Source organism: Nocardioides ginsengisoli, from assembly GCF_039537225.1.
Lineage (GTDB): Bacteria > Actinomycetota > Actinomycetes > Propionibacteriales > Nocardioidaceae > Nocardioides > Nocardioides ginsengisoli.
On record NZ_BAABAC010000037.1, the window covers coordinates 253,399 to 277,771 of the forward strand.

The following is a 24,373-nucleotide window of genomic DNA, read 5'->3' on the forward strand; positions in this document are numbered from 1 at the left end:
CATGGATCCCGACCCACCCGAATATCCTGTTCTGGTGGATCAGCACCAGGAGACGCGTCGCGGCGTCCCGTCCTTTGCTCTGGCGTGGCTCATGGGGTTGGGTCTCGCCGTCCTGACCGTCGTGTTCTCCCGCATGGAGGACATCCCCATCCAGGACCCCGACAGCCTGATCCCCGGCTACATCCGGTTCCCCGCGATCGTGCTCGGCGCGATCGCCATCGACGTGGTGCCGCGCATGTTCCTGGCGGCCGGGCGGCCCACCGGCGACTGGGGACGACGGCTCGGGCGCGGCTTCCGCACCGTGATGCGGGAGCGCTGGCAGGCCTCGCACTGGCGGTTCGCGCTCAACGGCGTGATGGCGTGGTACCTCTGCTACGCCGCCTTCCGCAACGTCAAGAGCATGGCGCCCTTCGTCCACGACAAGATCTACGACGCCCCGCTCGCCGACGTCGACCGCTTCCTGCTCGCCGGCCACGACCCGGCCGCCGTCCTGCACGCGTGGTTCGGCACCGGCCTGGCCGCCCACTTCTTCTCCGCGGTCTACATCGTCTGGATCGCGCTGGTCCCGGTCTCGATCGCGATCGCGCTGGTCTGGACCCGCCGCACCCGTGCCGGTGAGTGGTACGTCACAGCCGTCGCGATCGACTGGGCGCTCGGCGCCGTCCTCTACGTGCTGGTGCCGACCGTGGGGCCGATCTACTCCGACCCCAGCGCCTTCGCCTCGCTGCCCGAGACCTACGTCAGCCGGCTCCAGACGAGCATGTGGGCCGACCGCGTCGCCGTGCTCGCCGACCCGGTCGGGGCCGGCACGCTGCAGACGATCGCCGCCTTCGCGTCGCTGCACGTCGGGATCATGGTCACGATCTGCCTGATCGTCGAGCTGGTCCGGCTCAACCGCTGGGTGCGGATCGGCTCGTGGGTCTTCCTCGGCCTGACCGTGCTCGCCACCGTCTACCTGGGCTGGCACTTCTTCGTCGACGTGATCGCCGGCGCCGCACTGGGCGCCTTCGCGGTCTGGCTCGCCGGCGTGGCCACCGGCAACCGGGTGGGCTGGCGGCTGCGGCTGGCCGCCGACCCGGTCAGCGGGCGGGCGGCGTCCGCATCCCCCGGGCATCCCGGAGCGCTCGCGTCACATTCCGGGCCTCTGCGCGACCACCGCGCAGCGGACTGAGCGTCACGACGACCAGCGCGATCAGCCACGGCTTGGCGCGCACGAGCGGGTTCTCGCCGTACCGGAAGTGGACGGCGAACAGGTTGCGGTACATGTAGTACCCCTTCCAGCCCGCCAGGTCGTGCTGCTGGTCGAAGTCCAGCTGCCGCACCAGGACGGCGTCGCGCACCGCGCGGATCGGGAAGCCGGCCCGCCGGGCGCGGATCGCGAAGTCGACGTCGTCGTAGAAGATGAAGTACGACGCGTCGGGCAGCCCGATCCGGTCGATGACGTCGCGGCGCACCAGGAAGCCCTCGAAGGCGACGTTCTCGACCTCGACCGTCTCCGGCATCTCCGCCCGCGAGGCGTACGTCGAGTCGATGCTCGCCGTCTTCGGCCGGATGGCGAGCGGGTTGCGCAGGTCGAAGCGGAGCGCGGCCTTCTCGACCAGCGCGCCGGTGCGGTCCTCGCGGACCGCGATCAGGCAGGAGCCGTCGACCGCGAGCAGCCGGGTGAGGCAGTCGGGGGCCGGCACCACGTCGTCGTCCATCAGCCACATGACGTCGTAGCCCTGCTCGTAGGCGGTCTGCAGCCCGAGCCGGAAGCCGCCCGCGCCGCCCAGGTTGTCGCTCGCGTGGACGGCGACGAGGCCCGGCAGCGTGCTCTCCTCGAGCACCGCCCGGGTCTGGTCGGTGCTCGCGTTGTTGACCACGAACACCGCGTCGGGCGCACGGTCGAGGCCGCCGAGCCCGGCGAGCATCTTCTCGAGCAGGTCGGCGCGGTTGTAGGTGACGACGACGACCGCGACCCTCTCGGCGCTCACGCGAGGTACCTCCGGTGGCCGGTGAAGTCGCCGCGCAGGCCGGCGAGTGCGGCGCGGGCGCTGAGCGGGATCCGCGACGGCTGCGGCCGGGTGAGCAGGTAGAACCACACGGTCTTGAGCCAGAACAGCAGCACGTACGGCCAGCCGCGGTAGTCGCGCAGGTTGAGCGTGTTGTTGCGCGCCATGCAGTAGTGCTTGAGGTCGCTCGGCGTGTGATTGTAGGTCGTCCGGCCGCCCATCATCGGCGTCCCGAGGTCGTCGGTGGCCGGGTGCAGGAAGTGCGCGTCGACGACGGTGGCGATCCGGGCGCCGTCCTTCTGGGCGCGCCAGAGGTACTCCACGTCGTCGCCCCAGATGAAGAACTCCTCGCGGGGCAGGCCGATCCGCTCGACCAGCTCGCGGGTGACGAGGACGCCGTTGAACGGGATGACGACGTCGTCGATCAGGCCGTCGCGCGCAGCCGCCTCGACGGCAGCCATCTCGTGGACGACGCGGGTGCCGCCGGGCAGCCGGATCGGGAAGCACAGCCGCGACGGGTCCTGCTCGGCCAGCACCGCCGGGCCGCAGAAGTCGAGCCGGTCGCGCTCGACGCGCGCCAGCAGCAGGTCGAGGCAGTCGGACGCAGGGAGCCCGTCGTCGTCCATCAGCCAGACCAGATCGGCGCCCTCGCGGACCGCCCGGCCGAGCCCGTGGTGGAAGCCGCCGGCGCCGCCGGTGTTGCTCGCGAGCGTCTCGTGGGAGACCCGCTCGTCGCCGAGCCCGGCGAGCCACTCCCCCGTGCCGTCGGTGGAGGCGTTGTCGACGACCAGGATCCGCTCCAGTCCGGCGATCTCGCGGAGCCGCGGAATGAGGCGCTGCAGCATCGCCAACCGATTGAAGGTCACCACGACCGCCTGCACACGCACGGAGCAGACCCTATCCGTGTGGGTCGGTACTCCCGAGAATCCGGCCGATCATCTCGGCGATCTGCGGGAAGTCGCCGTCGATGGTGTTCCAGACGACTTCGTAGTCGGTCGCCTGGTCGTAGTGCGCCAACCGGTTCCGCATGTCCTTGATCACGCGCCACGGGACCTCCGGGTGGGCCGACCTGAGCTCGTCGCTCACCCGGGCGACGTTCTCGCCGACCTTGATGATGAGGCTCTCGGCTGCGAGACCCGGCGCATTGTCCGGATCGGAGACGTACCAGTCGTGGCCCCGGGCGGCGAACCGCCGACCGACCTCGGCCAGTCGCAGGATCTCGCGCAGCGCATGCGTGGTGCGCTCGTCGCGGCTCGTCACAGCGCGACGGCCTCGCGGCGGATCCTGTGCTCCCGAGCGAGCGCCGCCTCGCTGACGACGTCGACGGGTACGCCGAGCAGATCCTCGATCTCGAGAGCGAACGCCGCGACGGTCATCATCCCGGCGTTCGCCGGAACCTTGACGAGCAGATCCACGTCGCTGTCGGGGGTGTCGGTCCCCCGTGCCGCCGAGCCGAACACCCGGACGCCCTCGACGCGATAGCGGGCGGCGATCCGCAGCAGGTCGAGTCGCCGGTCGGCCAACAACTCGTGGGGAAGAGGTGCCGCAGCCTTCGCCAGCCGGTCGAGCATCGCCTTCGACGGCCGGCGCGCACCCGACTCGTAGGCCGCGATATTGGGCTGGGCCACGCCGGATCGCGCCGCCAGCTGGCCTTGGGTCAGGCCAGCCTCCGTGCGGATTCGACGCACCGCGTTCATATCACGACTATATCAATGTCGCCCTCAGAGGCTGTCGGGCACGATCAGCGCGTCCGGGTCGAGCCGGGGAGGGACGCTCGCGAGGGCGACCTGCACCAGCGCGACCCGCGCCTTGAGCACGACCGCCCGCTTGAGCCGGCCCAGCTCGTCGCCGAGCAGCGAGGCGACGACCTCCTCGACCTGGCGGTCGTCGTACGACGGGCGGGTGCCGGGCGCGACGTCGACGTCCGGGAGCGCGACGAGCACGGGGAGGATCTGGTTGCCGAGGCCGTCGAGGATCTGGAAGCGCTGATAGCGGTCCATCTCGGCCCAGATCGTCTCGGCGTCCTTGCCGCGTTTGCGGAGCCGGCGGTCGGCGCCGACGATCTGCTTCGCCGCCCCGGTCAGCGCCGCGGTGAGCTCGTGCTCGGTGAATCGCATGGCCCCAGGGTAGGCGCCACCCTGGCTCCCACTACGGTGGAGGCCGTGGACACCGACGCCGTGCTGAGGCTCCTGCAGGATGTCGCCGCGGAGGTGATCAACCCCCGGTTCCGGGCGCTGGCCGACGAGCAGATCGCCGAGAAGAACCCCGGTGACCTGGTCACCGTCGCCGACCACGAGTCGGAGGCACTGATCACCGCCGCGCTGCACGCCGCCCACCCCGACGCGCTGGTCCTGGGCGAGGAGGCGATGGCGGCCGACGAGACGCTGCTCGAGCGGTTCGCGACGGCCGAGCACGCGTTCACCGTCGACCCGGTCGACGGCACCAAGAACTTCGTCAACGGCTCCCCCGACCACGCGGTCATGGTGTCGGAGGTCCGCGGCGGCGAGGTCGTGCGCGGCTGGATCTGGCAGCCCCAGCACGAGCGGGCGTACGTCGCCGAGCGCGGCGCGGGCGCCTGGCTCAACGGCGAGCGACTGACTGTCTCGCCCGACGGCGCCGCGCCCTACCGCACCGCCCGGCGCAGCTGGGTCGGCAGCGACCTCGTCGGGCTCGGCACCCTCCAGCTCACCTGGGCCTGCTGCGGCGTCGACTACCCGCACCTGATCGCGGGCGACGCGGCGGCGCTGGTCTACAACCGCTCGATGCCGTGGGACCACCTACCCGGCTCGCTCATCCTCACCGAGGCCGGCGGCACGATCGGTCGCCACGACGGCGGTCCGCTCGACCCGCGCCGGCTGGCCGGCGGGATCGTCGCGGCGCCCGACCGGGCGACGTACGACGCCGTGGTGGCGTCGATCGCCGCCCCCGGCTCGCTGCGGTAGCGCTCTGCGTTAGCGCTCCGGGAGCGCGCGGGCCTCGGCCGATCCGTCAGCAGGTGGCGGCGACGTCGTCGCTCTGGTTGGCGGCATAGCCGTCGTTGCGCGACCCGATCGACCCGCCGGTGACCTTCTGCCCGCCGGCAGGGTGCTTCTTCTTCGGCTTGGCGACCGGCTTGGCCTTGCCCTCGGCGCGGTCGATGGCGTCCTTGATGAGCTGGTGGACCTTGTTCATGTCCGGGTGCGCGGTGTCGATGAGCGGCGGGACGAGGGAGACGGTCGAGACCTTCTGGTTGCGCGCGCGCATGCCGAGCTGGACGAACGCCTTGAGCGCGCCGCCGGGGATGTCGGTCTTGATCATCGCCGTCGACGCCTGGGCGATCTCCTGGAAGTTCGTGAGCGCCTTCTGCGGGCTGATCTGGGTCAGCATCGCGCTCAGCACGCACTTCTGCCGCGCCATCCGCGAGTAGTCGTCGGAGCCCTCGCGCGCCCGGGCGAACCAGAGCGCGTCGTGGCCGTTGAGCTTGCGCTTGCCGGGCTCGATGTAGCCGGTGACGTCCTTGCCGAGACCGCCGACCGGGATCCGGTCGCGGACGTTGAGCGTCACCCCGCCGAAGGCGTCGACGAGCCGCTCGAAGCCGCGCAGGTTGACCATCATCCAGTAGTTGATCTCGAGCCCGGTGACGCCCTCGACGGCCATCAGGGTCGCGTCCATCGAGGGGTACTTGGAGTTCTTGAACAGCTCCTTGTGGTCGCCGGCATAGGTGCCGACGCCGTTGAGGTAGCAGCCGTCGCAGTCGTAGCCCTTCGGGAACTGCTGGGCGAGCACGCTCCCCTTCTTGAACGGGAACCGCTGCATGTTGCGCGGCAGGCCGATCATCACGGTCTTGCCGGTGGTGGCGTCGATCGAGGCGACCGTCATCGAGTCGGAGCGCAGGCCCCACCGGTCGGTGCCGGAGTCGCCACCGACGAGCAGCACGTTGTAGCGGCCGTCGTGAGGCGCGCCCAGGTCGCCGCTGACGAACATGGTCAGCAGGTCGCGCTGGACGCCGGCCAGGTGGGCGCCGAAGAGCATCGCCCCGGCGACCGAGAAGCAGAGGACGCCGTTGACGCCGACCACCGCGCGCCGGTGCGGCAGCCGCAGGCTCAGCGGCTGTCCGAGCCGCCAGGCGTCGAGGAAGAGCGCCGCCCAGGCGATGGCGCCGACGATCAGGTAGAGCCTGATGACCAGCATCGCGGTCGCGTTGAGGCCCAGGCCGATAGCGAAGCCCGGGTCGAGGACGCTCCACAGCGCGACCACCACGATGGTGGTCAGCGAGGCCAGCCAGACCCGTACGGCGAGCCGCCCGACGTCGCGGTTGCCCGCCACGAGCTGCGCGGACCCCGGCACGACCAGGGTGAACGCCATCAGCGTCAAGGCCCGGCGGAAGCGCACCTTCGCGGCTCGCTCGTCCACCCCGATCTGCTGCACCCGCCCAGTATCACCAGTCCCACCCGTCACTCGGGCGGCGACACTCCGCCGAAGGGGCGCGGTTCGCTCAGGCGGCGACGGGCGCGGCGGCCAGCCGCGCGATCTCGTCGGCCGAGGCGTTGGCGCCGGTGCAGACCACGGCGACCGGGCCCGAGGCCAGGTCGCCCGCCGCCACCGCACCGGCGAGCGAGGCCGCGCCGGCACCCTCGGCGAGCGTGTGGGCGCAGGTCGCGAGCAGCCGCGCCGCGGCGTCGATCTCGTCGTCGTCGACCAGGACGAAGTCGTCGAGGCGCCCGCGCAGGATCTCCTGGGTCCGCGGGTAGCCGGTCGTCGTGGCCAGGCCCGCGGCCCGGGTCGTCGCCGGCGCGGTCTCGAGCCGGCCGCTGCGCCACGACCGGAAGCCGGCCGGCGCCGCCGCCGACTGGACGCCGACCACGCGGCACTCCGGCGCCAGCGCGTCACGCACCAGGCACGCTCCGGCCGCTCCGGTGCCGCTGCCGACGGGGACGAAGAGGGTGCCGAGGTCGGGCGCCTGCCGGAACAGCTCGAGGTACGCCGTCGCATGTCCCAGCACGATCCGCGGGTCGGTCGGGCAGACGAAGGACGCGCCGGTCTCGGCCGCCAGCGCACGGGCGTGCTCGCCCGCCTCGCCGAGGCTCGCGCCGACCAGGACGACCTCGGCGCCGAGCGCCCGCACCGCGTCGCGCTTGGCCGCGGGGGCGCTGGCCGGCATCACGATGGTCGCGCGGACGCCGGCCAGCCGGGCGCCGTACGCGACGGACTGGGCATGGTTGCCGGTCGAGCAGGTCACCAGGCCGTGGGCACGCTCGTCGTCCGAGAGCCGGGCCGCGAGGTGGACGCCGCCGCGGACCTTGAAGGCGCCGGTCGGCAGCACGTTCTCGTGCTTGACCAGGACCGGGCGGCCGAGCGCCTGGTCGAGCAGGGGGTGGGCCTGCACGGGCGTGGTGGGCAGCTCACGGCCCACGATGTCGGCGGCGGCGAGGACGTCGTCGAAGCGCAGCATGGGGCCATCGTCGGCGACCGAGCACTCATCGGTCCAATAGTTCCTTTCGAGGAGAATAATCGATGTCATCGATCTATGCTGGACGGCGTGATCGACCTGCGTCGCCTCGAGGCCCTCGTCGCCGTCCACCGCACCGGCACCGTGTCGGGCGCGGCCGCGGCGCTGCACTACGGCCAGCCGACCATCTCCCACCACCTGCGCCGGCTCGAGGCCGAGACAGGGGCGGTGCTGCTGCAGCGGGTCGGGCGGGGCGTCCGGCTCACGCCCGAGGGCGAGCGCCTGGCCCGCCGCGGCGAGGAGATCCTCGGCCTGCTGGCCCGCGCCGAGGCGGAGCTCGCGGCGGCGACCAGCCTGCAGTCCGGTCGGGTCCGGCTGGCGGCCTTCCCGTCGGGGGCCGCGACGCTCGTCCCCGACGCGATCAGCCTGCTCGCCACCTGCCACCCCGGCATCGAGCTCGACCTGGTCGAGGCCGAGCCGCCGGAGGCGCACGAACTGCTGCGCGCCGGCGAGATCGACCTCGCCCTCACCTTCGCCTACCCCGGCCGGCCCGAGCCGGAGCAGATCACCGTCGTCCCCGTCGTCGACGACCCGCTCTACCTGGTCACGCCCCAGGGCCGCGAGCCCGAGGGCCCCGTCGACCTCGCCGACTACGCCGCGACCGGCTGGATCGCCGGCTGCGAGCGCTGCCGCCGCGAGCTGCTCAGCCTCTGCGCCGACGCCGGCTTCACGCCCGCGATCGCCTTCGCCAGCGACGACTACGTGGCCGTGCAGTCCCTCGTCGCCAGCGGGCTGGGCGTCACGGTCCTGCCCGGTCTGGCGCTGCGGGCGCACCAACACCGCGACGTCGTACGACGTCCGCTGGCCGCGCACCGCCGGGTCCAGCTCGCCACCTACGGCGCTCCCCCGCGCCCGGCCGCCGTCGACGCGGTCGCGGCCGCGCTCACCGAGGTCGCCGCTCGCTAGGAGGCAAGGCCGAGGAGCGGGCGCGGATCGCGTCGATCTCCTGGCGGCGCGCGAGCCGGTGGGCCCGCCGTACCTCCGCCTCGTGCATCCGGCGCCGGTCCTCGGCGGTCTCCGGCTCGAGCGCCGGCACCGGCCGGCCGCGGCCCGCGGCGTCGACCGCGACGAACACGAAGTACGCCGAGCCGACGTGCAGCACCTCGCCGGCGGCGTCCCACGGCTCGGTCTCGATCCGGACGCCGATCTCCATCGACGAGCGCCCGACCCAGTTGACCTGGCCGAAGGTCCGAATGATGTCGCCGACCCGCACCGGCTCCAGGAACGCCATCTCGTCGAGGGCCGCCGTGACCGCCGGACCGCCGCTGTGGCGCTGCGCCACGACACCCGCGGTGGAGTCGGCCAGCTTGACCACCTCGCCGCCGTGGATGTTGCCCAGCAGGTTGGCCTGTGCGCGCGAGGTCAGCGTGGCCAGCTCGATGCGGGAGTACGACGGCGTGCGTGCCGCCACGATTTCGCTCACTGGTGGCTACCTCCGGAGGTTGTTCGATGGTGGCCCGTGCTCCGGGTGCGTGCCTGGCAAGGCGGCGGAGCGAAGCCGTACTGGGTCGTCCAGCGAGCGACGCCAACGCCGCCAGGTGCGTGCCCGGGGCGCGGGACACGCGAACACCCTCCGGAGGTAGCCACCTGCTGACGGTAGCGTCATGGACATGGCAGGGCGTGGCAGCGGCTCCGGTGGCGACGACTTCGACTGGATGTATGGATCTCCTCCGTCGGGGCGGTCGGGCTCCGGCGACCCCGAACCGACCCGCAAGATCCCGGTGCAGCAGCGCCCGAGCACGCCGCCGCCCCCGCCGCAGACCACGCCCCGGCAGACCGCGCGCCGGCAGACCGCGCCCCGGCAGACCGCGCCCCGGCAGACCGCGCCCCGGCAGACGCCTCCCCCGCCGCGGCTGCCTCCCGCCGAGCAGTACGGCGCCAGCGCCGAGCCCGCCTTCTCGGCGCCGCGCCGCAGCCGCTGGTCGCGTCCGCGCACCTATGTGCGGCTGGTGCTGGCGCTGATCGTGCTCTGGGCGGTCTTCCTGGTCGCGGTGCCGATCATCACGTGGAGCAAGGTCGACAAGGTCGCCTTCGAGCCGTCGGGCGACCGCCCGGCCGAGCAGCCCGGCACGACGTACCTGCTGGTGGGCAGCGACTCCCGCGCCGGCCTCTCCCGCGCCGAGCGGCGCCGGCTCCACACCGGCGACGCGACGTCGTCCCTCACCGACACGATCATGCTGCTCCACACCGGCGACGGGCCGACGACGCTGATCTCGATCCCGCGCGACTCGCCGCTCACCATCCCGGGCTTCGGGACGTCGAAGATCAACTCGGCCTTCGCCAAGGGAGGCACGCCGCTGCTGGTGAAGACGCTCGAGCAGGCGACCGGCGTCCGGATCGACCAGTACGTCGAGATCGGCTTCGGCGGACTCGTCGGCGTCGTCGACGCGGTCGGCGGCATCCAGATCTGCCCCAAGCAGCGGATCCGCGACAAGGAGTCGGGCCTCAACGTCAAGAAGGGCTGCCAGGAGGCCGACGGCGCGACCGCGCTGGCCTACTCGCGGGCCCGCAAGTACAGTCCGATCTCCGACCTGGCCCGCGTGCAGCAGCAGCGCGAGGTCGTGGCCGCGGTCGGCAAGAAGGTGCTCTCGCCGTGGTCGGTGCTCAACCCGATCCGCTACTGGAAGCTCAACTCCTCCGTCCCCGACTTCTTCCGCTTCGGCGAGGGCGCCGGCCCGTTCACCGCGGCGAAGTGGGCGCTGGCGATGACGAAGGTCGAGAAGTCGTGCACCGTGCCGCTCAGCCGGGCCGACACCACGTGGGACAAGCAGCGTGCGGGCCAGCTCTTCGAGAAGGTGAGCACCGACAAGACCGGCGAGATCACGCCGGCGATGTGCACCGCCACCGGCCTGGCTCGCTGAGCCGGGCGCCCCGACGAGGAGATCCCGTGTACGAGACCCTGACCTGGGCCGTCGACGCCGACGGCATCGCGACGCTGACGATCAACCGGCCCGACGCGCTCAACGCCTTCGACCTGACCATGGCGCGCGAGCTGCTCGAGGTGTTCACCACCGACGCCCGCGACGACGCGGTCCGCGCGGTCGTCGTGACCGGCGCCGGCCGGGCGTTCTGCGCCGGGATGGACCTGTCGGCGCAGGGCAACGTCTTCGGCCTCGACGAGTCGCTGACGCCGACGCCCGCCGACTTCCGGGCGTCGTACGACGAGCCGCCGTACGCCGACGGGGTCCGCGACACCGGCGGCAAGATCACGCTCGCCATCCACGCGCTGCCCAAGCCGGTCATCGCGGCGATCAACGGTCCGGCCGTCGGCATCGGCGCCACGATGACTCTCGCCATGGACCTGCGCCTGGCTTCGACCAAGGCGCGGATCGGGTTCGTCTTCGGTCGCCTCGGCATCGTGCCCGAGGCGTGCTCCACCTGGTTCCTGCCGCGGATCGTCGGCATCCAGCAGGCGCTGGAGTGGGTCTACTCCGCCGACATCCTCACCGCCGAGCAGGCGCTCGCCGGACGGCTGCTGCGCAGCGTCCACGAGCCCGACGAGCTGCTGCCGGCGGCGTACGAGCTGGCCCGCTCGTTCGTGACGGACCGCTCACCCGTGGCGCTCGGCCTGGCCAAGCAGATGCTCTACCGCAACAGCGCGGCGGCCGATCCGCTCGAGGCGCACCTGACCGACTCGCTGGCGATGTTCTGGACGTCGATCGGCGACGGCAAGGAGGGCGTCGCGGCCTTCATGGAGAAGCGGACGCCGTCCTTCACCGGCAAGGCGTCGGAGCTGCCGCCGATCGTGTGACCCTCAGCCGCGGGTCACATCGCCATGAAGAGGATCTCCTCCCGGCTGTACTCGCGCCCCGGGTGCTCGGCCGCGAGGTGCGCCTGCACCTTCTCGACCAGCTCGTCGTCGGTGTCGGCGCGCAGGGTGGTGTCGCAGGGGCAGCGCAGCGAGGGCATCGGAACCTCCAGTGAGTAGAACAGGTTCCGATCAGCCTAGCCCCCGAAAAGCCGCTCCGGCCGCCCTCTCACGAGGACGGCCGGAGCTGATGCAGGGGATGAGCTCGCGAGAGGGCTCAGGCGGCTGCCGGGGCGCTGCGGCGCCGGCCGAAGCCGACGCCACCCGCGCCGGCGACGAGCAGGCCGCCGCCGAGGAGCAGCCACATCACGTCGGGGCCGCCGGTGTTGGGCAGGTTGCCGTTGTTGTCGCCCTCGCCGCCGGGCACCGCGCCGACGCGGAACTCGGTGGTGTCGGACGACGGCAGGAACAGGTCGCCGTCGTCGGGGGTGAGGTGGGCGGTGCCGAGGTAGGTGCCCTTCGGCAGCCGCGGCCCCTCGATGCTGATCGTCTTGTCGACGAAGTGCACGGTGGTGCTGAAGATCGGCGCCGCGGCCGCGGAGCGTGCCGCGCGGGCCGAGGAGCTCTGGCCGGAGATCCGCACCGCGATGTCGCCCTCGGGCGGCGTCGGGTAGTTGGCGCTCGAGCCCACCTTGATGGTGATCGGCTGCCCCGGGTCGCCGACGACGACCTGGATCCGCGTCTGGGTCGGGATCTTCGGCGAGTAGTCGTCGGCGTGGGCTGACCCGACCGGCGCGACGACGGACGCGGCGACCATCGTCGCCAGCGCAGCAAGCTTCCTGAGCACGTATGCCTCCCTTGAACTTTCCCCATGCAATGACCCGCGTTCAAGGACGGGCATGCGTTGCTCAGGATCCTAGTGGACCCTCACCGGTTGTTGGGCGTCTGGCCCACCAAGTGTCCGAAAACCACCGATCTGTTGTCGGTGTGGAAGATCTCCGAGCAGGTCAGCAGCGTGATCAGCTTGGTGCCCGCGTCGGCCCGCGGCTGCACGCCACCCTTGGGGTTGACCGGCTTGGCGTCGAGCACCCAGGTCTGGGTGAACGGGATGATCAGGTCCTCGCCGCCGTTGTCGAGGACGTAGGTGTACGTCACCGCGCGGGTCTCGACGATGACCTTGTCGCCCGCGCGCAGCGAGGGGAACTTGGCGAACGGCTCGCCGTGGGTCACCCGGTGGCCGGCGAGCACGTAGTTGCCGTCGGCGCCGGGCTGGGCGGTGTCGGCCATGTGCCCGACGCCCGCGGCGAGCACCTCGGGCGAGGAGCCCTCGAGCACCGGGACGGAGAAGTCCTTGCCGAACCGGGGCACGTGCAGGATCGCGCTGGCGTTGCCGAACTCGGTGCGGACGACGTCCTGGCCGTCGTTCCAGCCGGACTGCAGCGCGTGCTCGACCTGCGTGTGACGACGGCCCGACTGCCAGTTGGTGCCCCAGAACTGCCAGGCCACCCAGGCGAGGACGGCGAGGCCCGCGGCGATCAGGCCGCAGCCCACCCAGAACGAGATCCGCCGTCCGGTCGGCGCGGCTCGCTTGCCGCCCCTGCTGCTCGACGGTCGCGAGCGGCGCCGGCGCACCGGCCCGTCGGCGCCGGACTCGGCGATCGGCTCGTCGGTCTGCGTCATCTTCCCTCCTCAGGGGCGCGTCAGGCGGGCCCCACCCCACCCAACGCGACGCAGCCTACGGCGTCACGGCCCGGCCCCGGGCCCCGTTCAGGCCTTGCGCCGGCCCCGCTCGACGAGTCCGCCCCCGGTCAGGAGGAGTCCGGCTCCGGCGATCACCCACATGAGGTGGGGACCACCCGTGTTGGGCAGGTTCTCCCCGCCCCTGCCGGTGTCGTCGCCGCCGACGCCGCCGACCTTGAACGGGGCGCGGTCGCGGCAGCCGGAGAAGCGTTGGTCGTCGGGCGTGAAGACGACGGTCGCGACGTGGTCGCCCTTGGGCAGCTTCGGCCCGACCAGCCGCAGCGGCGTGCCCTCGTAGCGGACGGTCGTGGTCCAGGCGTCGGGCTTGCGCGGGATGGTCACCGCGACCTGGCCGGTCGGCGTACCGCTGGCGGCACTGATCCGGACCCGGATGATCACGTGGTCGCCGACCACCGTCGCCGGCACGCTGAGGTGACAGCCGGTGGGCACGGTGGGCACGTAGTCGTCGGCGCGGGCGCCCGGTGGAGACACCAGGAGCAGCACGAAGAGCGCCATCACGGCACCCGGCAGAGCCAGCAGTCGAGCCATCTGACCTCATCTCCCGAAAAGATGTGGACCTGTTCCCCCAGACCGTCCCGGCGGGACGAACTACCGGCCCAACGGGTGGCTGTGGCTTTCGTTACGCACGGTGACGCGACTTTTTCAGGAGGTCGATCCGCGGCGCTTGCGCCGGGTCCGGGTGACGCCGACCAGGCGCGGACCGGCGAGCCGCGCCTCGACCCGGCGGGCCTCGCGCATGACCGGCTGGGCGACGTACTCGCCGAGGATCACGCCGGACGCCAGCGCGATCGCGACGGACGCCGCGGTGACCATCGCCAGCAGGCCCTGGGCGACCTGCTGGCCGCCCTGGTCGCCGAGCAGGAAGAGGCCGCGATAGATGGACAGACCGGGCAGCATCGGGACGACGGCCGAGACCACGACGACCAGGGGCGGCACGCGGAACCTACGCCCCACGGTGTAGCCGAAGAGGCCGATCACGAACGCCGACAGCCCGACCGCCCAGGTCCGACCGAAGCCGGCGTGGGCCATGGTCTCGGTCGCGGCGATGCCGACGCCGCCGAGGACGCCGACCGGCAGCAGCGTCCGCAACGGTGCGTACGACGCGAAGGCGAACGCCGCCGCGCCCACCGCTCCCCCGACCGCGACCGCGGTGATGCCGACCAGGTCGAAGCGCGGCAGGGTCAGCCGGGGCACCTCCAGCCCGATCGCCGCGCTCAGCGACAGGCCGCCGCTGACGCCGGCGATGATGCCGGCGGTGGCGAGGACCGCCTCGAGGATCCGGGCGCCGCCGGTGACGAAGAAGCCGGAGAGCGCGTCCTGGACGGCGCCCATGAAGCCGATGCCGGCGAGCAGCATGACGATATTCGCGGTCACGACGAGCGATGCGTTGAGATGCACCCACGGCTCGGCGAGCCGGGTGCCGAGCGCGGCCAGCGCGGTGGCGACGACGCCGCCCGCGACCTGCTGGTAGAAGCCGGGCAGCCGGCGCCGGGTCATCAGCACCTGCAGCCGGTCGATGCAGATCGCCGCCAGCGACGCCACCAGGACGACGACCAGGTTGCCGCCGAGCTGCAGCCCGACGCCCGCGCACATGACGCCCCACCCGATGGTGGCCGCCCAGCGTGGCCGGGCGTGCCCCGACGAGACGATCTGGGCGAGCTCGGTCCGCGCCTCCTCGAGGTCGATCCCGCCCGCGACCGCGCGTCGTACGAGATGGTCGACGCGGGTCAGGTCCTCGTAGTCGATCTCGCGCTGGGTCACCGCGCGCAGCTGGACGACGGGCGGCTCGTCGAGCCCCTGCTGGACGCTCATCGCCAGCGAGGTGAAGGTGACGTCGACCTGCGTGTGCCGCACCCCGAGCGCCCGCGCCAGCGCGCGCATCGTGGCCACCACGTCGGGCGCGCCGGCTCCGGAGGAGAGCAGCACCTCGCCGACCTTGAGACACAGGTCGAGCGTGCGGTGCAGGGTCCGCAGGTCGTCCATGGCGCCATGCTTTCAGGTCTACGGGTCGCCCTGGCGACCCCCGGTCGCTCACCGCCGCCGTGCGCTACCGATCCGGTGGGGCATCGCGGGCCCGCCGTCCCCGTGAACCGCGGGTTGCCGTCGCACCCCACCCCACCGCCGACGATGGGCCTGTGCCGCGATCCCCCTGGTGGTCACCGCCCTCGTCGCGGGGCGCGCGCTGATCGCAGGCGCAGTTCAGGGGCACGGCTCCTGCGAGCACCGAGAGGAGCGCGTCGTCGCCGGGATCCGGGCGGCTGGGCGTGACCTGATGACCAGGCTCTGCGCGAGCCGGCTGGATCGCACAGCCGTGGGAACGCGAGATGGGCCCGCACTGCCACAGCCCCGACGGACGGTGGGACGCCGAGCCGGGCCCCACCGGCATCGGCACGGACCAGGCGGTGCGCATCATGTCGAGCCCGACCCGACGCCGGCCACACAAAGTGGGGCGCCGCCGCGCGCGGGGGTGCCCCGACCGTTCGCGGGTAGCGCAGAAACCATGAACGCACGGGCCTGGGCCATCCCCGCCGCCGTCCTCGCCGGCGTCGCCGGGGTGGCGGCGCGCGACCTGCGTCAGCGCCGGCACGCGCTGCTGCGCAACTTCCCGGTGCTCGGTCACGCGCGCTATCTGCTGGAGGCCGTCGGCCCCGAGCTGCGTCAGTACGTCGTCGCGGGCAACGACGAGGAACGCCCGTTCTCGCGCGACCAGCGCCGCTGGATCTACGCCTCGGCCAAGCGGGAGAACAACTACTTCGGGTTCGGGACCGACAACGACGTCGAGCACACCGCGGGCTACACGATCATCAAGCACCGCACGTTCGGCGACACGGCGCCGCCGTCGCACACGCACGCCGGCGAGGAGACGCCGCTGCCGTCGGCCAAGGTCCTCGGGGCGGCGCGCGGGCGATCGGGCGCCTTCCGGCCCGAGTCCCTGGTCAACATCTCCGCGATGAGCTTCGGGTCGCTCTCCCCCAACGCCATCGTGGCGCTCAACCGCGGCGCGGCGCTGGCCGGCTGCCTGCACAACACCGGCGAGGGCGGGTTGTCGCCGTACCACCGCAACGGCGGCGACCTGGTGCTGCAGATCGGAACCGGCTACTTCGGCTGCCGTGACGAGTGCGGACGCTTCGACCTGGGGCGGCTGAAGGACGTCGTCGCCGGCGCGCCGGTCCGCGCCATCGAGATCAAGCTCAGCCAGGGCGCGAAGCCGGGGCTCGGCGGACTGCTGCCCGGGGCGAAGGTGACGGCGGAGGTCGCGGCGATCCGGGGCATCGAGCAGGGCCGGGACTGCGTGAGCCCCTCGCGGCACGCCGAGTTCTCCGACGTCGACAGCCTGCTGGACTGGGTCGAACTGCTGGCCGACGAGACCGGACTCCCGGTCGGGATCAAGGCCGCGGTGGGCGACACGGACTTCTGGGCGGACCTCGTCGCACAGATGGCGAGCACCGGGCGCGGCGTCGACTTCATCACCATCGACGGCGGCGAGGGCGGCACGGGCGCTGCGCCGATGATCTTCGCCGACTCGGTGTCGTTGCCGTTCCGCGTCGGATTTCCCCGGGTGTACGCCCAGTTCGCGCGCGCCGGTCTCGCCGACGACGTCACCTTCATCGGTTCGGGCAAGCTCGGCCTCCCCGACAACGCCGTCGTGGCACTGGCGCTCGGCTGCGACCTGATCAACGTCGCCCGCGAGGCGATGCTGTCGATCGGCTGCATCCAGGCCCAGAAGTGCCACACCGACACCTGCCCCACCGGCGTGGCCACGCAGAACCGATGGCTCGCCCACGGCCTCGACCCCGCGCTCAAGGCCGTGCGCTACGCCAACTACGTCAAGACGCTGCGCCGCGACCTGCTCAAGGTGAGCGAGACCTGCGGCGTCGTGCATCCCGGACTCATCGACGCCGACGACATCGAGGTCCTCTTCGCACAGCGCGAGACGCTCTCGCTGCGCGAGCTCGCCGGCTACGAGCCCGGCTGGGGCAGCGTCTGCGAACGCGACCGCGCGGCGATCACCGCGCTGATGGCGGGCGCGCCGACGGGTGGCTCCCGGCCGGAGTCACCCACGGCGACCGGTTGAGCGTCAGAGCGTGCTCTGCACGCCCGCCAGCAGCTGCCGGGCCATCACGATCCGCTGCACCTGGTTGGTGCCCTCGTAGATCTGCGTGATCTTCGCGTCGCGCATCATCCGCTCCACGGGGTAGTCGCGCGTGTAGCCGTAGCCGCCGAGCACCTGGACGGCGTTCGTGGTGACCTCCATCGCGACGTCGGAGGCGAAGCACTTGGCTGCGGCGCCGAAGAAGGTGAGGTCGCTGTCGCCGCGCTCGGACCGGCCGGCGGCGGCGTAGGTGAGCTGGCGGGCGGCCTCGACCTTCATGCCCATGTCGGCGAGCAGGAACTGCAGGCCCTGGAAGTCGGCGATGGCCTTGCCGAACTGCTGACGCTCCTGCGCGTAGCCGAGGGCGTAGTCGAGCGCGCCCTGGGCGACGCCGACGGCCTGGGCGGCGATGGTGACGCGGGTGTGGTCGAGGGTGCGCATGGCGTACTCGAAGCCCTTGCCCTCCTCGCCGATGATCCGGTCGCCGGGGATCCGGACGTTGTCGAAGTAGACCTCGCGGGTGGGCGAGCCCTTGATGCCGAGCTTCTTCTCCGGCGCACCGAAGGAGACGCCGGCGTCGGACTTCTCGACGACGAAGGCCGAGATCCCCTTCGATCGCGCGTCGGGGTCGGTGGTGGCGAGGACGGTGTAGAACTCCGACTCCCCCGCGTTGGAGATCCAGCGCTTGGTGCCGTTGAGGATCCAGCCGTCGCCGTCGCGCACGGCGCGGGTCTTCTGGTTGGCGGCGTCGGAGCCGGCGTCGGGCTCGGAGAGGCAGTACGAGAAGCCCTCGCCGGCGGCGAGGCGGCCGAGGTACTTCTTCTTGAGGTCCTCGGAGCCGCCGATCATGACCGGCAGCGAGCCGAGCTTGTTGACGGCCGGGATGAGGGACGCCGACACGTCGGCGCGGGCGATCTCCTCGATGACCAGGACGGTCGCGAGGGCGTCGGCGCCGGCGCCGCCGTACTCCTCGGGGACGTGCGGGGCGTGGAAGTCCGCGGCGAGCAGAGCCTCGGCGGCCTCGCGCGGGTAGCGCGCCTGCTCGTCGACCTCGGCGGCGTAGGGGGCGACCTTGGCGTCGCACACGGCCCGAACGGCCTCGCGGATGGCCTGGTGCTCCTCGGACAGGGCGTACATCGGGTAGTCGCTCACGACAGCTCCTCGGTCGGGTTCCAACACGGCGGTACTCAGTATCATAACTATGAGACTCCGTTCCGTCGAGCTAGCCTGATGCCTGTGACCGCCACCGCCCGCGAGCGCCTCGTCGCCGCCGCCTTCGAGCTCTTCGAGGGCCAGGGCTACGACGCCACGACCGTCGACGAGATCGCGGCCCGCGCCGGGACCGGCCGGAGCACCTTCTTCCGGCACTTCCCCACCAAGGACGACGTCGTCCTGCCCGACCACGAGGCGCTGCTGCGCCGCGTCCACGACCGGCTCGCCACGGCGTCGCCGAGCGGGCGCGACCACGCGCTGCGGGAGGCCGCGGCGATCGTGCTCGAGCACTACCTCGCCGAGGGGCCGACCGCGCGGGCGCGCTACCGGCTCGCCAGCAGCGTCCCGACCATCCGCGACCGCGAGATCGCCAGCGTGCAGCGCTACGTCCGGCTCTTCGCGCAGCACGTCCACGGCTGGCTCGACACCGAGCCCGACGGCCCGCTGCGGGCCGAGCTGGTCGCCTCTTCCATCGTCATCGCCCACAACCACGTGCTGCGGCACTGGCTGCGCGACGAGACCGCCGACGCCGCCGCCACCCGGGCCCGGCTCGAGCACTCCCTCGGCCTCGCGCTGCAGCCGATGCGCACCGCCGCCGGCAACGCGACGGCGCCGACGGTCGTCATCACCAGCTCGCCGTACGACGTCGAGGACGTGCTGCACCAGGTCCGCAGCGCGCTGACCGGCAATGGCAGGGGCAACGGCAGTGGCAACGGCAGTGGCAACGGCAGTGGCAACGGCAGTGGCAACGGCAGTGGCAACGGCAGTGGCAACGGCAGTGGCAACGGCAGTGGCAACGGCAGTGGCAACGGCAGTGGCAACGGGAAGAACCACGCCGCCGAGGGCCTTGGGTCTTCATGACCACTCCCGCGCACCTCGACCCCGCCGCCATCGACTTCATGCTCGACAGCGCCGACACCTGGGCGATCGTCGGGCTGTCCGGCAACCCCGACCGGACGGCGTACCGGATCGCGCAGCTGCTCCAGCAGCGCGGCAAGCGGATCGTGCCGATCCACCCGTCCGCACCGGTGGTCCTCGGCGAGCAGGGCTACGCCACGCTCGCCGACGTTCCCTTCCCGGTCGACGTGGTCGACGTCTTCCGCCGCTCCGAGGACGCCGGGCGGTTCGCCGACGAGGCGGTCGCGATCGGCGCCAAGGGCGTGTGGTTCCAGCTCGGCATCCTCGACCAGGAGGCCTTCGAGCGCACCCGCGAGGCCGGCGTCCTCATGGTGATGGACACCTGCCCGGCCATCGAGTGGCGCAAGCGGGTCTGACCTGACGCGGGGGTCATTGCCCCCGGACGACGGCGCCCTTCGCCTCGGCGACGGCCTTCAGCTCGGCCTGGAACTCGGTCATCCTCGCCTGCAGCGCGGGGTCGGTGGCCGCGAGGATCCGTATGGCGAGCAGCCCTGCATTGCGTGCCCCGCCGATGGCGACGGTCGCGACCGGGACACCGGCCGGCATCTGCACGATCGAGAGCAGCGAGTCCATGCCGTCGAGGTACTTCAGGGGCACCGGCACGCCGATCACCGGCAGCGGCGTGACCGCGGCGAGCATGCCCGGCAGATGGGCGGCGCCACCGGCGCCCGCGATGATCACCGACAGCCCACGCCCGGCGGCCTCCTGCCCGTAGGCCAGCATCTCGGCCGGCATCCGGTGCGCGGAGACGACGTCGGCCTCGTAGGCGATGCCGAACTCCTCGAGCGCCTCGGCCGCGGCCTTCATCACCGGCCAGTCGGAGTCGGAGCCCATCACGATGCCCACGCGCGCAGTCATGGGCGCAAGGCTAGGGGGTCGGGCTGCGGGGCATGTAACTCGGTGTTCGTGGGTCCACCACAGGGTCATGACCGGTCACAGCACCGTGGTAGATGACGAAGCACTCGGGTAGGCGCGGTAACACCGAGTTACAACGCGACCCATCAGCCCACCGCGAGCCCACCAGCCCGCGCGCCCTACTCGCTCTCGTTACCGAGATCCCCCCGGAACCACGCAGCCGCGTGCCGGCCGCGCTCGAGGCAGTCGTCGAGGTCGTCGCCGTAGACGTTGACGTGGCCGACCTTGCGGCCCGGCCGCAGCTCCTTGCCATAGAGGTGCACCCGCAGTCGCGGGTCGCGGGCGAGGGCGTGCGGGTAGCCGTCGTACAGGCGCCCGACGTTGTCGTTGTCGCCGCCGAGGATGTTGACCATGACCGTCCAGCGAGCGCGCGGCTCGGGCGAGCCGAGGGGGAGGTCGAGCGCGGCGCGCAGGTGGTTCTCGAACTGGCTGGTGACGGCGCCGTCCTGGGTCCAGTGGCCGGTGTTGTGGGGGCGCATCGCGAGCTCGTTGATGAGCACGTGGCTGTGGCCGTCGGCATCGACGGTCTCGAACAGCTCGACGGCGAGGATGCCGGTGACGCCGAGCTCGCCGGCGATGCGGAGCGCGAGCTGCTGGGCGCCGGTGGCGGCCTCGGGCTCGAGGTCGGGTGCGGGGGCGATCACCTCGCGGCAGACGCCGTCGACCTGCAGCGTGGCGACGACCGGGTACGCCGCGGCCTGGCCGCTGGGGGCGCGGGCGACGAGCGCGGAGAGCTCGCGGCGGAAGTCGACGAGCTCCTCGGCGAGCAACCGGACGCCGGTCTCGGCGGCCGCGGCGAGCGGCTCGACGGCGTCGTCGAGGGAGCGCACCATCCACACGCCCTTACCGTCGTAGCCGCCGCGCGACACCTTGAGCACGCACGGCAGCCCGAACGCCTCGACATCGGCCTCGGACGCGACGACCGCCCAGCGCGGCTGCGGGGCGCCGAGGCGGGTCATCGCCTCGCGCATCACGATCTTGTCCTGCGCGTGGACCAGCGCCTCCGGCCCCGGGTGCGCGGTCACGCCGTCGGCGGCGAGCGCGCGCAGGTGCTCGGTCGGCACGTGCTCGTGGTCGAAGGTCACCACCGAGCAGCCCTCGGTGATCGCGCGCAGCGTGGCGAGGTCGCGGTAGTCGCCGACCTGCTGGTCGGGGATCACCTGCGCGGCCGAGACGCCCTCGGCCTCCGCGAGCAGACGCAGCGGAACGCCGAGCGCGACCGCCGGCTGGGCCATCATCCGGGCGAGCTGGCCGCCTCCGATGACGGCGATCCGGGGGCTGAGTTCAGGCGTGGACACGGCCGAACCCTAACCGGGCAGGCGGGCTTACGCCGAGCCGGTGGCCTCGGCGGCGTCCGCCACCTCGAAGCGCAGCCCCTGGCCGCGGATCGTGGTGATCAGGTGCGGCTGACGGGTGTCGTCACCGAGCTTGCGTCGTACCCACCCCAGGTGGACGTCGATCGTCTTGGACGACGTCCAGAAGGTGACGCCCCAGACGTCCCGCATCAGCTCCTCGCGGGTGACCACCGAGCCGGCCCGCGCGATCAGCGCGTGGACCAGGTCGAACTCCTTGCGGGAAAGCAGGATCTCGCGCTCACCGCGCCATGCACGTCGGGTCGAGGGATCGACCCGCACATCCTGCACCTCGATCACGTGCACAAGTTAAGGACGCCACGGCGTCGGCGAAGGTGGAATTGACGGAATTTTGCTTTAGCGGATCCGCGGGTTGTCGTACGGCGTGCGTCATGCCCGCCGGACGGTGACCGGTTCGACGACCCCGAAGCCCCGCACCGGGCGGGCCGGCAGCGGCCGCGACTCGATCTGGTCGGGCGGCAGCAGGTCGGCCGTGGCGTGGTCGACGATGATCCGGTTGCGGCGCGCGACCTGGGTCAGCCGGGCCGCCAGGTTGACCGGCGGGCCGAAGACGTCGCCGAGCCGCAGGACCACGCCGCCGGTCGCCAGGCCCACCCGTACGTCGGGCATCCGCGGGTCGCGGCCGATCACGTTGATGATCCCCTCGGCGGTGGTGAACGCGGCCATCGGATCGTCGTTCACGAAGAGCACGGCGTCGCCCATGCTCTTGATCAGCCGGCCCTTCTCCCGGGCGATCACGTCGCCGCAGCGGGCCTCGAAGACCTCGACCAGCTCGCCGATCCGCTCCCGCGAGACCTCGTTGGACAGCGCGGTGAAGCCGACGATGTCGGCGAAGCCCACCGAGAGGTCGGTGGTGTGCGGGTCGTCGTCGAGGGCACGGACCGACTCCATCCGGGCCACGGCGGCGGCCAGGTGCCGGCGCCAGGCGTAGACCAGCAGGCTCTCGAACCGCTCCCCCAGCTGCGCGGCCACCCAGGCGCCGGGGTCGTCGGCGTGCTGGCCGTCCGGCAGCCCGTCGTCGGCGTGCTGCACGATCTCGCCGACCTCCCAGTCGGCGAGGCGGGCCATGGTGATGCCGATGCCCCGCGCGACGTTGAGCGCGATGTCGAGGTCGACCGGGCCCTCGGGGCTGTGCGCGAGGATCCGAAGCGCGGCGACGTCGGCGGCGGTGTAGGCGCGGGCGTCACCGTGCTCGGCGAAGCCGAGGGTGCGGAACAGCCGACGCGCCTGGTCGATCGGGATGCCCACCTGCTGCGCGACCTCGGCCGCGGTGAGCTCGGGCTCCTCGCCCTGGATGGCCCGCTCGGGGCCGTTGTCGGACACCTTCGTCGGACGCCGTCGGTCAGACGCCCTCGCCCCGGCGGGCGTCGGGGCCGGCGTGGAGGTCGTAGAGCAGCTCGTTGAGCTGGCGCTGGGTGGCCTCGACGTGGGGGATGTCGTTGAGCCGGACCGTCCCGAACGTGGAGGCGTCGGCGATGATCAGGCTGCCGCACCCGAACGGCCGGTCCATCAGGTTGATCTCGATCGAGATGTCGCTGACCCGGGCCAGCGGGATGTCGTGGCCGCGGCGGGTGACGATGCCGTTGCGGGTGATCAGCCGGCGGTCGGTGAACGCGTGCACCGTGGTCAGCCAGACCAGGAACGGGCGCAGCGTGAACCACACGATGCCGATCAGCGCGAGCACCCACACGATCAGGGTGACGACGTGCTGGAAGCCGGTGTCGTCGAGCTTGACCTGGACGGCGACGGCGATCGCGAGGAACACGATGAGCGCGAGGATCGGGACGAACAGCGCCTTCGGGTGCTGACGCGTGCTGATGATCAGGCGCTCACCGGGGTTGAGCAGCTTCTTGGAGATGGCCACGGACCGATCCTCCCATCAATCGGCGCGGATCAGGCCGAGGTCGCGCGCACGTGGATGACATCGCCGGCGCCGACCCGCTCGGCGCCGTCGGAGGTCTCGACCACGAGACGGCCGTCGGCGTCGATGTCGGTGGCGGTGCCGAGCAGCTCGCCGCCGCCGGGCAGCTCGACCCGGACCTCGCGTCCGATGGTCGCGCAGTTGGCCCGGTACGACGCCGCGAGGCGCGCGGTCCCCTGCTCGCCACCGGCCTGCCAGACGTCGTAGCCCTCGCGGACCGCGGTGACGACGTCGACGAGGACCTGGGTGCGGTCGGGGTCGGTCGAGCCGGCGATCGCCAGGCTGGTCGCGGTCGGGACGGGCAGCTCGTCCTCGCGCAGGCCGACGTTGAGGCCGACGCCGACGATCGCGGCCGGGCCGGTGCTCGTCTCCACGCGCTCGACGAGGATCCCGGCGACCTTGCGGTCGCCGAGCAGGACGTCGTTGGGCCACTTCACGCTGGCGTCGTAGCCCTGCGCGATGAGGGCCTTGGCCACGTTGTGGCCGACGAGCAGCGGCAGCCACGGCCACGCGGCGGGCGCGACGGTGGGTCGCAGCAGCAGCGAGAAGGTGACCGCCGTGCCGGGGGGCGTCGTCCAGACGCGGTCGAGCCGACCGCGTCCGGCGACCTGGTGGTCGGCCACGACGACGAGGCCCTCGTGGGCGCCGGAACGTGCCCGATCGGCCGCGATCTGGTTGGTCGACGGCGCCTCCGGCAGCAGCTCGAAGGTGAGGTCCGGGGTCAGCGCGGTCGCCTCCGCGAGGCGCTCGCCGTCGATGGGTCCACGGGCTGGGGGTTGGGCGGAACCGGAAGTCACGGGCACTACCCTGGCGCAGCAGACGCCTCGAGGAAACCCCGGGGTGGGAGTTCGAGGAGGCCACGTGACCGCCCAGCCGCAGCCCGCAGAGACCGACATCCACACCACGGCCGGGAAGCTGGCCGATCTGGAGCGTCGTACCGACGAGGCCGTGCA

At 72.2% G+C, this 24,373-nt stretch carries 28 protein-coding genes; 8 read left to right on the top strand and 20 right to left on the bottom strand.

The genetic code is table 11. From position 1 onward, the window contains the following. Window positions 1–34: 34 nt before the first annotated feature. Window positions 35–1,171, top strand: a complete 1,137-nt coding sequence (locus AB4880_RS19815; protein WP_367920942.1) for a phosphatase PAP2 family protein — start codon at window positions 35–37, stop codon at window positions 1,169–1,171. Here the strand turns inward: AB4880_RS19815 and AB4880_RS19820 are convergent. From AB4880_RS19820 to AB4880_RS19840, 5 genes are read right to left on the bottom strand one after another with little or no spacing between them, the layout of a single operon-like run. Further along, complete coding sequence (locus tag AB4880_RS19820; RefSeq protein WP_367920943.1) at window positions 1,080–1,973, bottom strand: glycosyltransferase family 2 protein; 894 nt, start codon at window positions 1,971–1,973, stop codon at window positions 1,080–1,082. The two genes, AB4880_RS19815 and AB4880_RS19820, sit on opposite strands and share 92 nt — an antisense overlap. Next, the gene (locus AB4880_RS19825) at window positions 1,970–2,878 is read right to left on the bottom strand and encodes a glycosyltransferase family 2 protein (RefSeq protein ID WP_367920944.1); all 909 of its coding nucleotides are present in this window, start codon (window positions 2,876–2,878) and stop codon (window positions 1,970–1,972) included. The genes AB4880_RS19820 and AB4880_RS19825 overlap by 4 nt, the downstream gene beginning before the upstream one ends. 10 nt (window positions 2,879–2,888) lie before the next feature. Next, on the bottom strand, window positions 2,889–3,251 hold the full coding sequence (locus tag AB4880_RS19830; RefSeq protein ID WP_367920945.1) for a HepT-like ribonuclease domain-containing protein: 363 nt from the start codon (window positions 3,249–3,251) through the stop codon (window positions 2,889–2,891). Next, window positions 3,248–3,688 (bottom strand): helix-turn-helix domain-containing protein, encoded by a 441-nt coding sequence (locus AB4880_RS19835; protein WP_367920946.1) that lies wholly within the window; start codon window positions 3,686–3,688, stop codon window positions 3,248–3,250. The genes AB4880_RS19830 and AB4880_RS19835 overlap by 4 nt, the downstream gene beginning before the upstream one ends. Window positions 3,689–3,712: 24 nt before the next feature. After that, window positions 3,713–4,108, bottom strand: coding sequence for a hypothetical protein (locus AB4880_RS19840; protein ID WP_367920947.1), 396 nt, complete (start codon window positions 4,106–4,108; stop codon window positions 3,713–3,715). Between the two features lie 45 nt (window positions 4,109–4,153). Between AB4880_RS19840 and AB4880_RS19845 the strand changes: the two genes are divergently transcribed. Continuing rightward, on the top strand, window positions 4,154–4,933 hold the full coding sequence (locus AB4880_RS19845) for an inositol monophosphatase family protein (protein ID WP_367920948.1): 780 nt from the start codon (window positions 4,154–4,156) through the stop codon (window positions 4,931–4,933). 46 nt (window positions 4,934–4,979) lie between these two features. Here the strand turns inward: AB4880_RS19845 and AB4880_RS19850 are convergent, their stop codons facing one another. Then, on the bottom strand, window positions 4,980–6,398 hold the full coding sequence (locus tag AB4880_RS19850; protein ID WP_367920949.1) for an LCP family glycopolymer transferase: 1,419 nt from the start codon (window positions 6,396–6,398) through the stop codon (window positions 4,980–4,982). Window positions 6,399–6,465: 67 nt separating this feature from the next. After that, window positions 6,466–7,422, bottom strand: coding sequence for a threonine ammonia-lyase (locus tag AB4880_RS19855; protein ID WP_367920950.1), 957 nt, complete (start codon window positions 7,420–7,422; stop codon window positions 6,466–6,468). A gap of 87 nt (window positions 7,423–7,509) precedes the next feature. Here AB4880_RS19855 and AB4880_RS19860 point away from each other — a divergent pair, with 87 nt between their 5' ends. Continuing rightward, the gene (locus tag AB4880_RS19860; RefSeq protein ID WP_367920951.1) at window positions 7,510–8,385 is read left to right on the top strand and encodes a LysR family transcriptional regulator; all 876 of its coding nucleotides are present in this window, start codon (window positions 7,510–7,512) and stop codon (window positions 8,383–8,385) included. Here the strand turns inward: AB4880_RS19860 and AB4880_RS19865 are convergent. After that, a complete protein-coding gene (locus tag AB4880_RS19865) occupies window positions 8,363–8,902 on the bottom strand; it encodes an acyl-CoA thioesterase (RefSeq protein WP_367920952.1) in 540 nt (179 codons plus the stop codon). The two genes, AB4880_RS19860 and AB4880_RS19865, sit on opposite strands and share 23 nt — an antisense overlap. A 187-nt stretch (window positions 8,903–9,089) precedes the next feature. Here AB4880_RS19865 and AB4880_RS19870 point away from each other — a divergent pair, with 187 nt between their 5' ends. Then, window positions 9,090–10,340 (top strand): LCP family protein, encoded by a 1,251-nt coding sequence (locus AB4880_RS19870; RefSeq protein ID WP_367920953.1) that lies wholly within the window; start codon window positions 9,090–9,092, stop codon window positions 10,338–10,340. 26 nt (window positions 10,341–10,366) lie between these two features. Further along, complete coding sequence (locus tag AB4880_RS19875; RefSeq protein ID WP_367920954.1) at window positions 10,367–11,230, top strand: crotonase/enoyl-CoA hydratase family protein; 864 nt, start codon at window positions 10,367–10,369, stop codon at window positions 11,228–11,230. A gap of 14 nt (window positions 11,231–11,244) precedes the next feature. On the opposite strand, the gene AB4880_RS19880 is transcribed toward AB4880_RS19875, so the two are convergent. The 5 genes from AB4880_RS19880 to AB4880_RS19900 form a co-directional block, all read right to left on the bottom strand. Continuing rightward, window positions 11,245–11,388: a DUF1059 domain-containing protein gene (locus AB4880_RS19880; RefSeq protein ID WP_308085895.1), complete on the bottom strand. Its 144-nt coding sequence runs from the start codon at window positions 11,386–11,388 to the stop codon at window positions 11,245–11,247. Window positions 11,389–11,504: 116 nt separating this feature from the next. Next, entirely contained in the window at window positions 11,505–12,074 is a 570-nt protein-coding gene (locus tag AB4880_RS19885; protein ID WP_367920955.1) for an LPXTG cell wall anchor domain-containing protein, read from the bottom strand. 80 nt (window positions 12,075–12,154) lie between these two features. After that, window positions 12,155–12,907, bottom strand: coding sequence for a class E sortase (locus AB4880_RS19890; RefSeq protein WP_367920956.1), 753 nt, complete (start codon window positions 12,905–12,907; stop codon window positions 12,155–12,157). Between the two features lie 87 nt (window positions 12,908–12,994). Continuing rightward, window positions 12,995–13,516, bottom strand: coding sequence for an LPXTG cell wall anchor domain-containing protein (locus AB4880_RS19895; RefSeq protein WP_367920957.1), 522 nt, complete (start codon window positions 13,514–13,516; stop codon window positions 12,995–12,997). Window positions 13,517–13,630: 114 nt separating this feature from the next. Beyond that, complete coding sequence (locus AB4880_RS19900; protein ID WP_367920958.1) at window positions 13,631–14,971, bottom strand: threonine/serine exporter family protein; 1,341 nt, start codon at window positions 14,969–14,971, stop codon at window positions 13,631–13,633. 517 nt (window positions 14,972–15,488) lie between these two features. On the opposite strand from AB4880_RS19900, the gene AB4880_RS19905 reads away from it, so the two are divergent. After that, on the top strand, window positions 15,489–17,063 hold the full coding sequence (locus tag AB4880_RS19905) for a glutamate synthase-related protein (protein ID WP_367920959.1): 1,575 nt from the start codon (window positions 15,489–15,491) through the stop codon (window positions 17,061–17,063). A 3-nt stretch (window positions 17,064–17,066) separates the two neighbouring features. Here AB4880_RS19905 and AB4880_RS19910 read toward each other — a convergent pair whose 3' ends face one another. Then, window positions 17,067–18,218 (bottom strand): acyl-CoA dehydrogenase family protein, encoded by a 1,152-nt coding sequence (locus AB4880_RS19910; RefSeq protein WP_379228384.1) that lies wholly within the window; start codon window positions 18,216–18,218, stop codon window positions 17,067–17,069. 99 nt (window positions 18,219–18,317) lie between these two features. On the opposite strand from AB4880_RS19910, the gene AB4880_RS19915 reads away from it, so the two are divergent. Both AB4880_RS19915 and AB4880_RS19920 read left to right on the top strand, forming a co-directional pair. Further along, a complete protein-coding gene (locus AB4880_RS19915) occupies window positions 18,318–19,154 on the top strand; it encodes a TetR/AcrR family transcriptional regulator (protein WP_367920961.1) in 837 nt (278 codons plus the stop codon). Continuing rightward, entirely contained in the window at window positions 19,151–19,567 is a 417-nt protein-coding gene (locus AB4880_RS19920; RefSeq protein WP_367920962.1) for a CoA-binding protein, read from the top strand. Before AB4880_RS19915 ends, AB4880_RS19920 begins: the two co-directional genes overlap by 4 nt. Before the next feature lie 13 nt (window positions 19,568–19,580). Here AB4880_RS19920 and purE read toward each other — a convergent pair whose 3' ends face one another. The 6 genes from purE to AB4880_RS19950 form a co-directional block, all read right to left on the bottom strand. Continuing rightward, the gene (gene purE / locus AB4880_RS19925) at window positions 19,581–20,069 is read right to left on the bottom strand and encodes a 5-(carboxyamino)imidazole ribonucleotide mutase (RefSeq protein ID WP_367920963.1); all 489 of its coding nucleotides are present in this window, start codon (window positions 20,067–20,069) and stop codon (window positions 19,581–19,583) included. Window positions 20,070–20,245: 176 nt separating this feature from the next. Further along, window positions 20,246–21,424 carry a 5-(carboxyamino)imidazole ribonucleotide synthase gene (locus AB4880_RS19930; RefSeq protein ID WP_367920964.1) on the bottom strand — a complete coding sequence of 393 codons (1,179 nt, stop codon included), beginning with the start codon at window positions 21,422–21,424 and terminating at the stop codon, window positions 20,246–20,248. Window positions 21,425–21,451: 27 nt separating this feature from the next. Beyond that, the gene (locus tag AB4880_RS19935; protein ID WP_367920965.1) at window positions 21,452–21,778 is read right to left on the bottom strand and encodes a winged helix-turn-helix domain-containing protein; all 327 of its coding nucleotides are present in this window, start codon (window positions 21,776–21,778) and stop codon (window positions 21,452–21,454) included. Between the two features lie 90 nt (window positions 21,779–21,868). After that, on the bottom strand, window positions 21,869–22,822 hold the full coding sequence (locus tag AB4880_RS19940) for an adenylate/guanylate cyclase domain-containing protein (protein ID WP_367920966.1): 954 nt from the start codon (window positions 22,820–22,822) through the stop codon (window positions 21,869–21,871). Window positions 22,823–22,841: 19 nt separating this feature from the next. Beyond that, on the bottom strand, window positions 22,842–23,363 hold the full coding sequence (locus AB4880_RS19945) for a PH domain-containing protein (RefSeq protein WP_367920967.1): 522 nt from the start codon (window positions 23,361–23,363) through the stop codon (window positions 22,842–22,844). 29 nt (window positions 23,364–23,392) lie between these two features. After that, window positions 23,393–24,217, bottom strand: coding sequence for a biotin--[acetyl-CoA-carboxylase] ligase (locus tag AB4880_RS19950; protein WP_367920968.1), 825 nt, complete (start codon window positions 24,215–24,217; stop codon window positions 23,393–23,395). Window positions 24,218–24,373 lie beyond the last annotated feature (156 nt).

Bases quoted from the DNA above. Each gene is read 5' to 3' on its own strand.
- AB4880_RS19920 (WP_367920962.1), top strand. From the start codon at position 19,151: ATGACCACTCCCGCGCACCTCGACCCCGCCGCCATCGACTTCATGCTC.
- AB4880_RS19880 (WP_308085895.1), bottom strand. From the start codon at position 11,388: ATGCCCTCGCTGCGCTGCCCCTGCGACACCACCCTGCGCGCCGACACC.
- AB4880_RS19910 (WP_379228384.1), bottom strand. From the start codon at position 18,218: ATGTACGCCCTGTCCGAGGAGCACCAGGCCATCCGCGAGGCCGTTCGG.
- AB4880_RS19835 (WP_367920946.1), bottom strand. From the start codon at position 3,688: ATGAACGCGGTGCGTCGAATCCGCACGGAGGCTGGCCTGACCCAAGGC.
- AB4880_RS19900 (WP_367920958.1), bottom strand. From the start codon at position 14,971: ATGGACGACCTGCGGACCCTGCACCGCACGCTCGACCTGTGTCTCAAG.
- AB4880_RS19870 (WP_367920953.1), top strand. From the start codon at position 9,090: ATGGCAGGGCGTGGCAGCGGCTCCGGTGGCGACGACTTCGACTGGATG.
- AB4880_RS19855 (WP_367920950.1), bottom strand. From the start codon at position 7,422: ATGCTGCGCTTCGACGACGTCCTCGCCGCCGCCGACATCGTGGGCCGT.
- AB4880_RS19905 (WP_367920959.1), top strand. From the start codon at position 15,489: ATGAACGCACGGGCCTGGGCCATCCCCGCCGCCGTCCTCGCCGGCGTC.
- AB4880_RS19890 (WP_367920956.1), bottom strand. From the start codon at position 12,907: ATGACGCAGACCGACGAGCCGATCGCCGAGTCCGGCGCCGACGGGCCG.
- AB4880_RS19895 (WP_367920957.1), bottom strand. From the start codon at position 13,516: ATGGCTCGACTGCTGGCTCTGCCGGGTGCCGTGATGGCGCTCTTCGTG.
- purE (WP_367920963.1), bottom strand. From the start codon at position 20,069: ATGACTGCGCGCGTGGGCATCGTGATGGGCTCCGACTCCGACTGGCCG.
- AB4880_RS19840 (WP_367920947.1), bottom strand. From the start codon at position 4,108: ATGCGATTCACCGAGCACGAGCTCACCGCGGCGCTGACCGGGGCGGCG.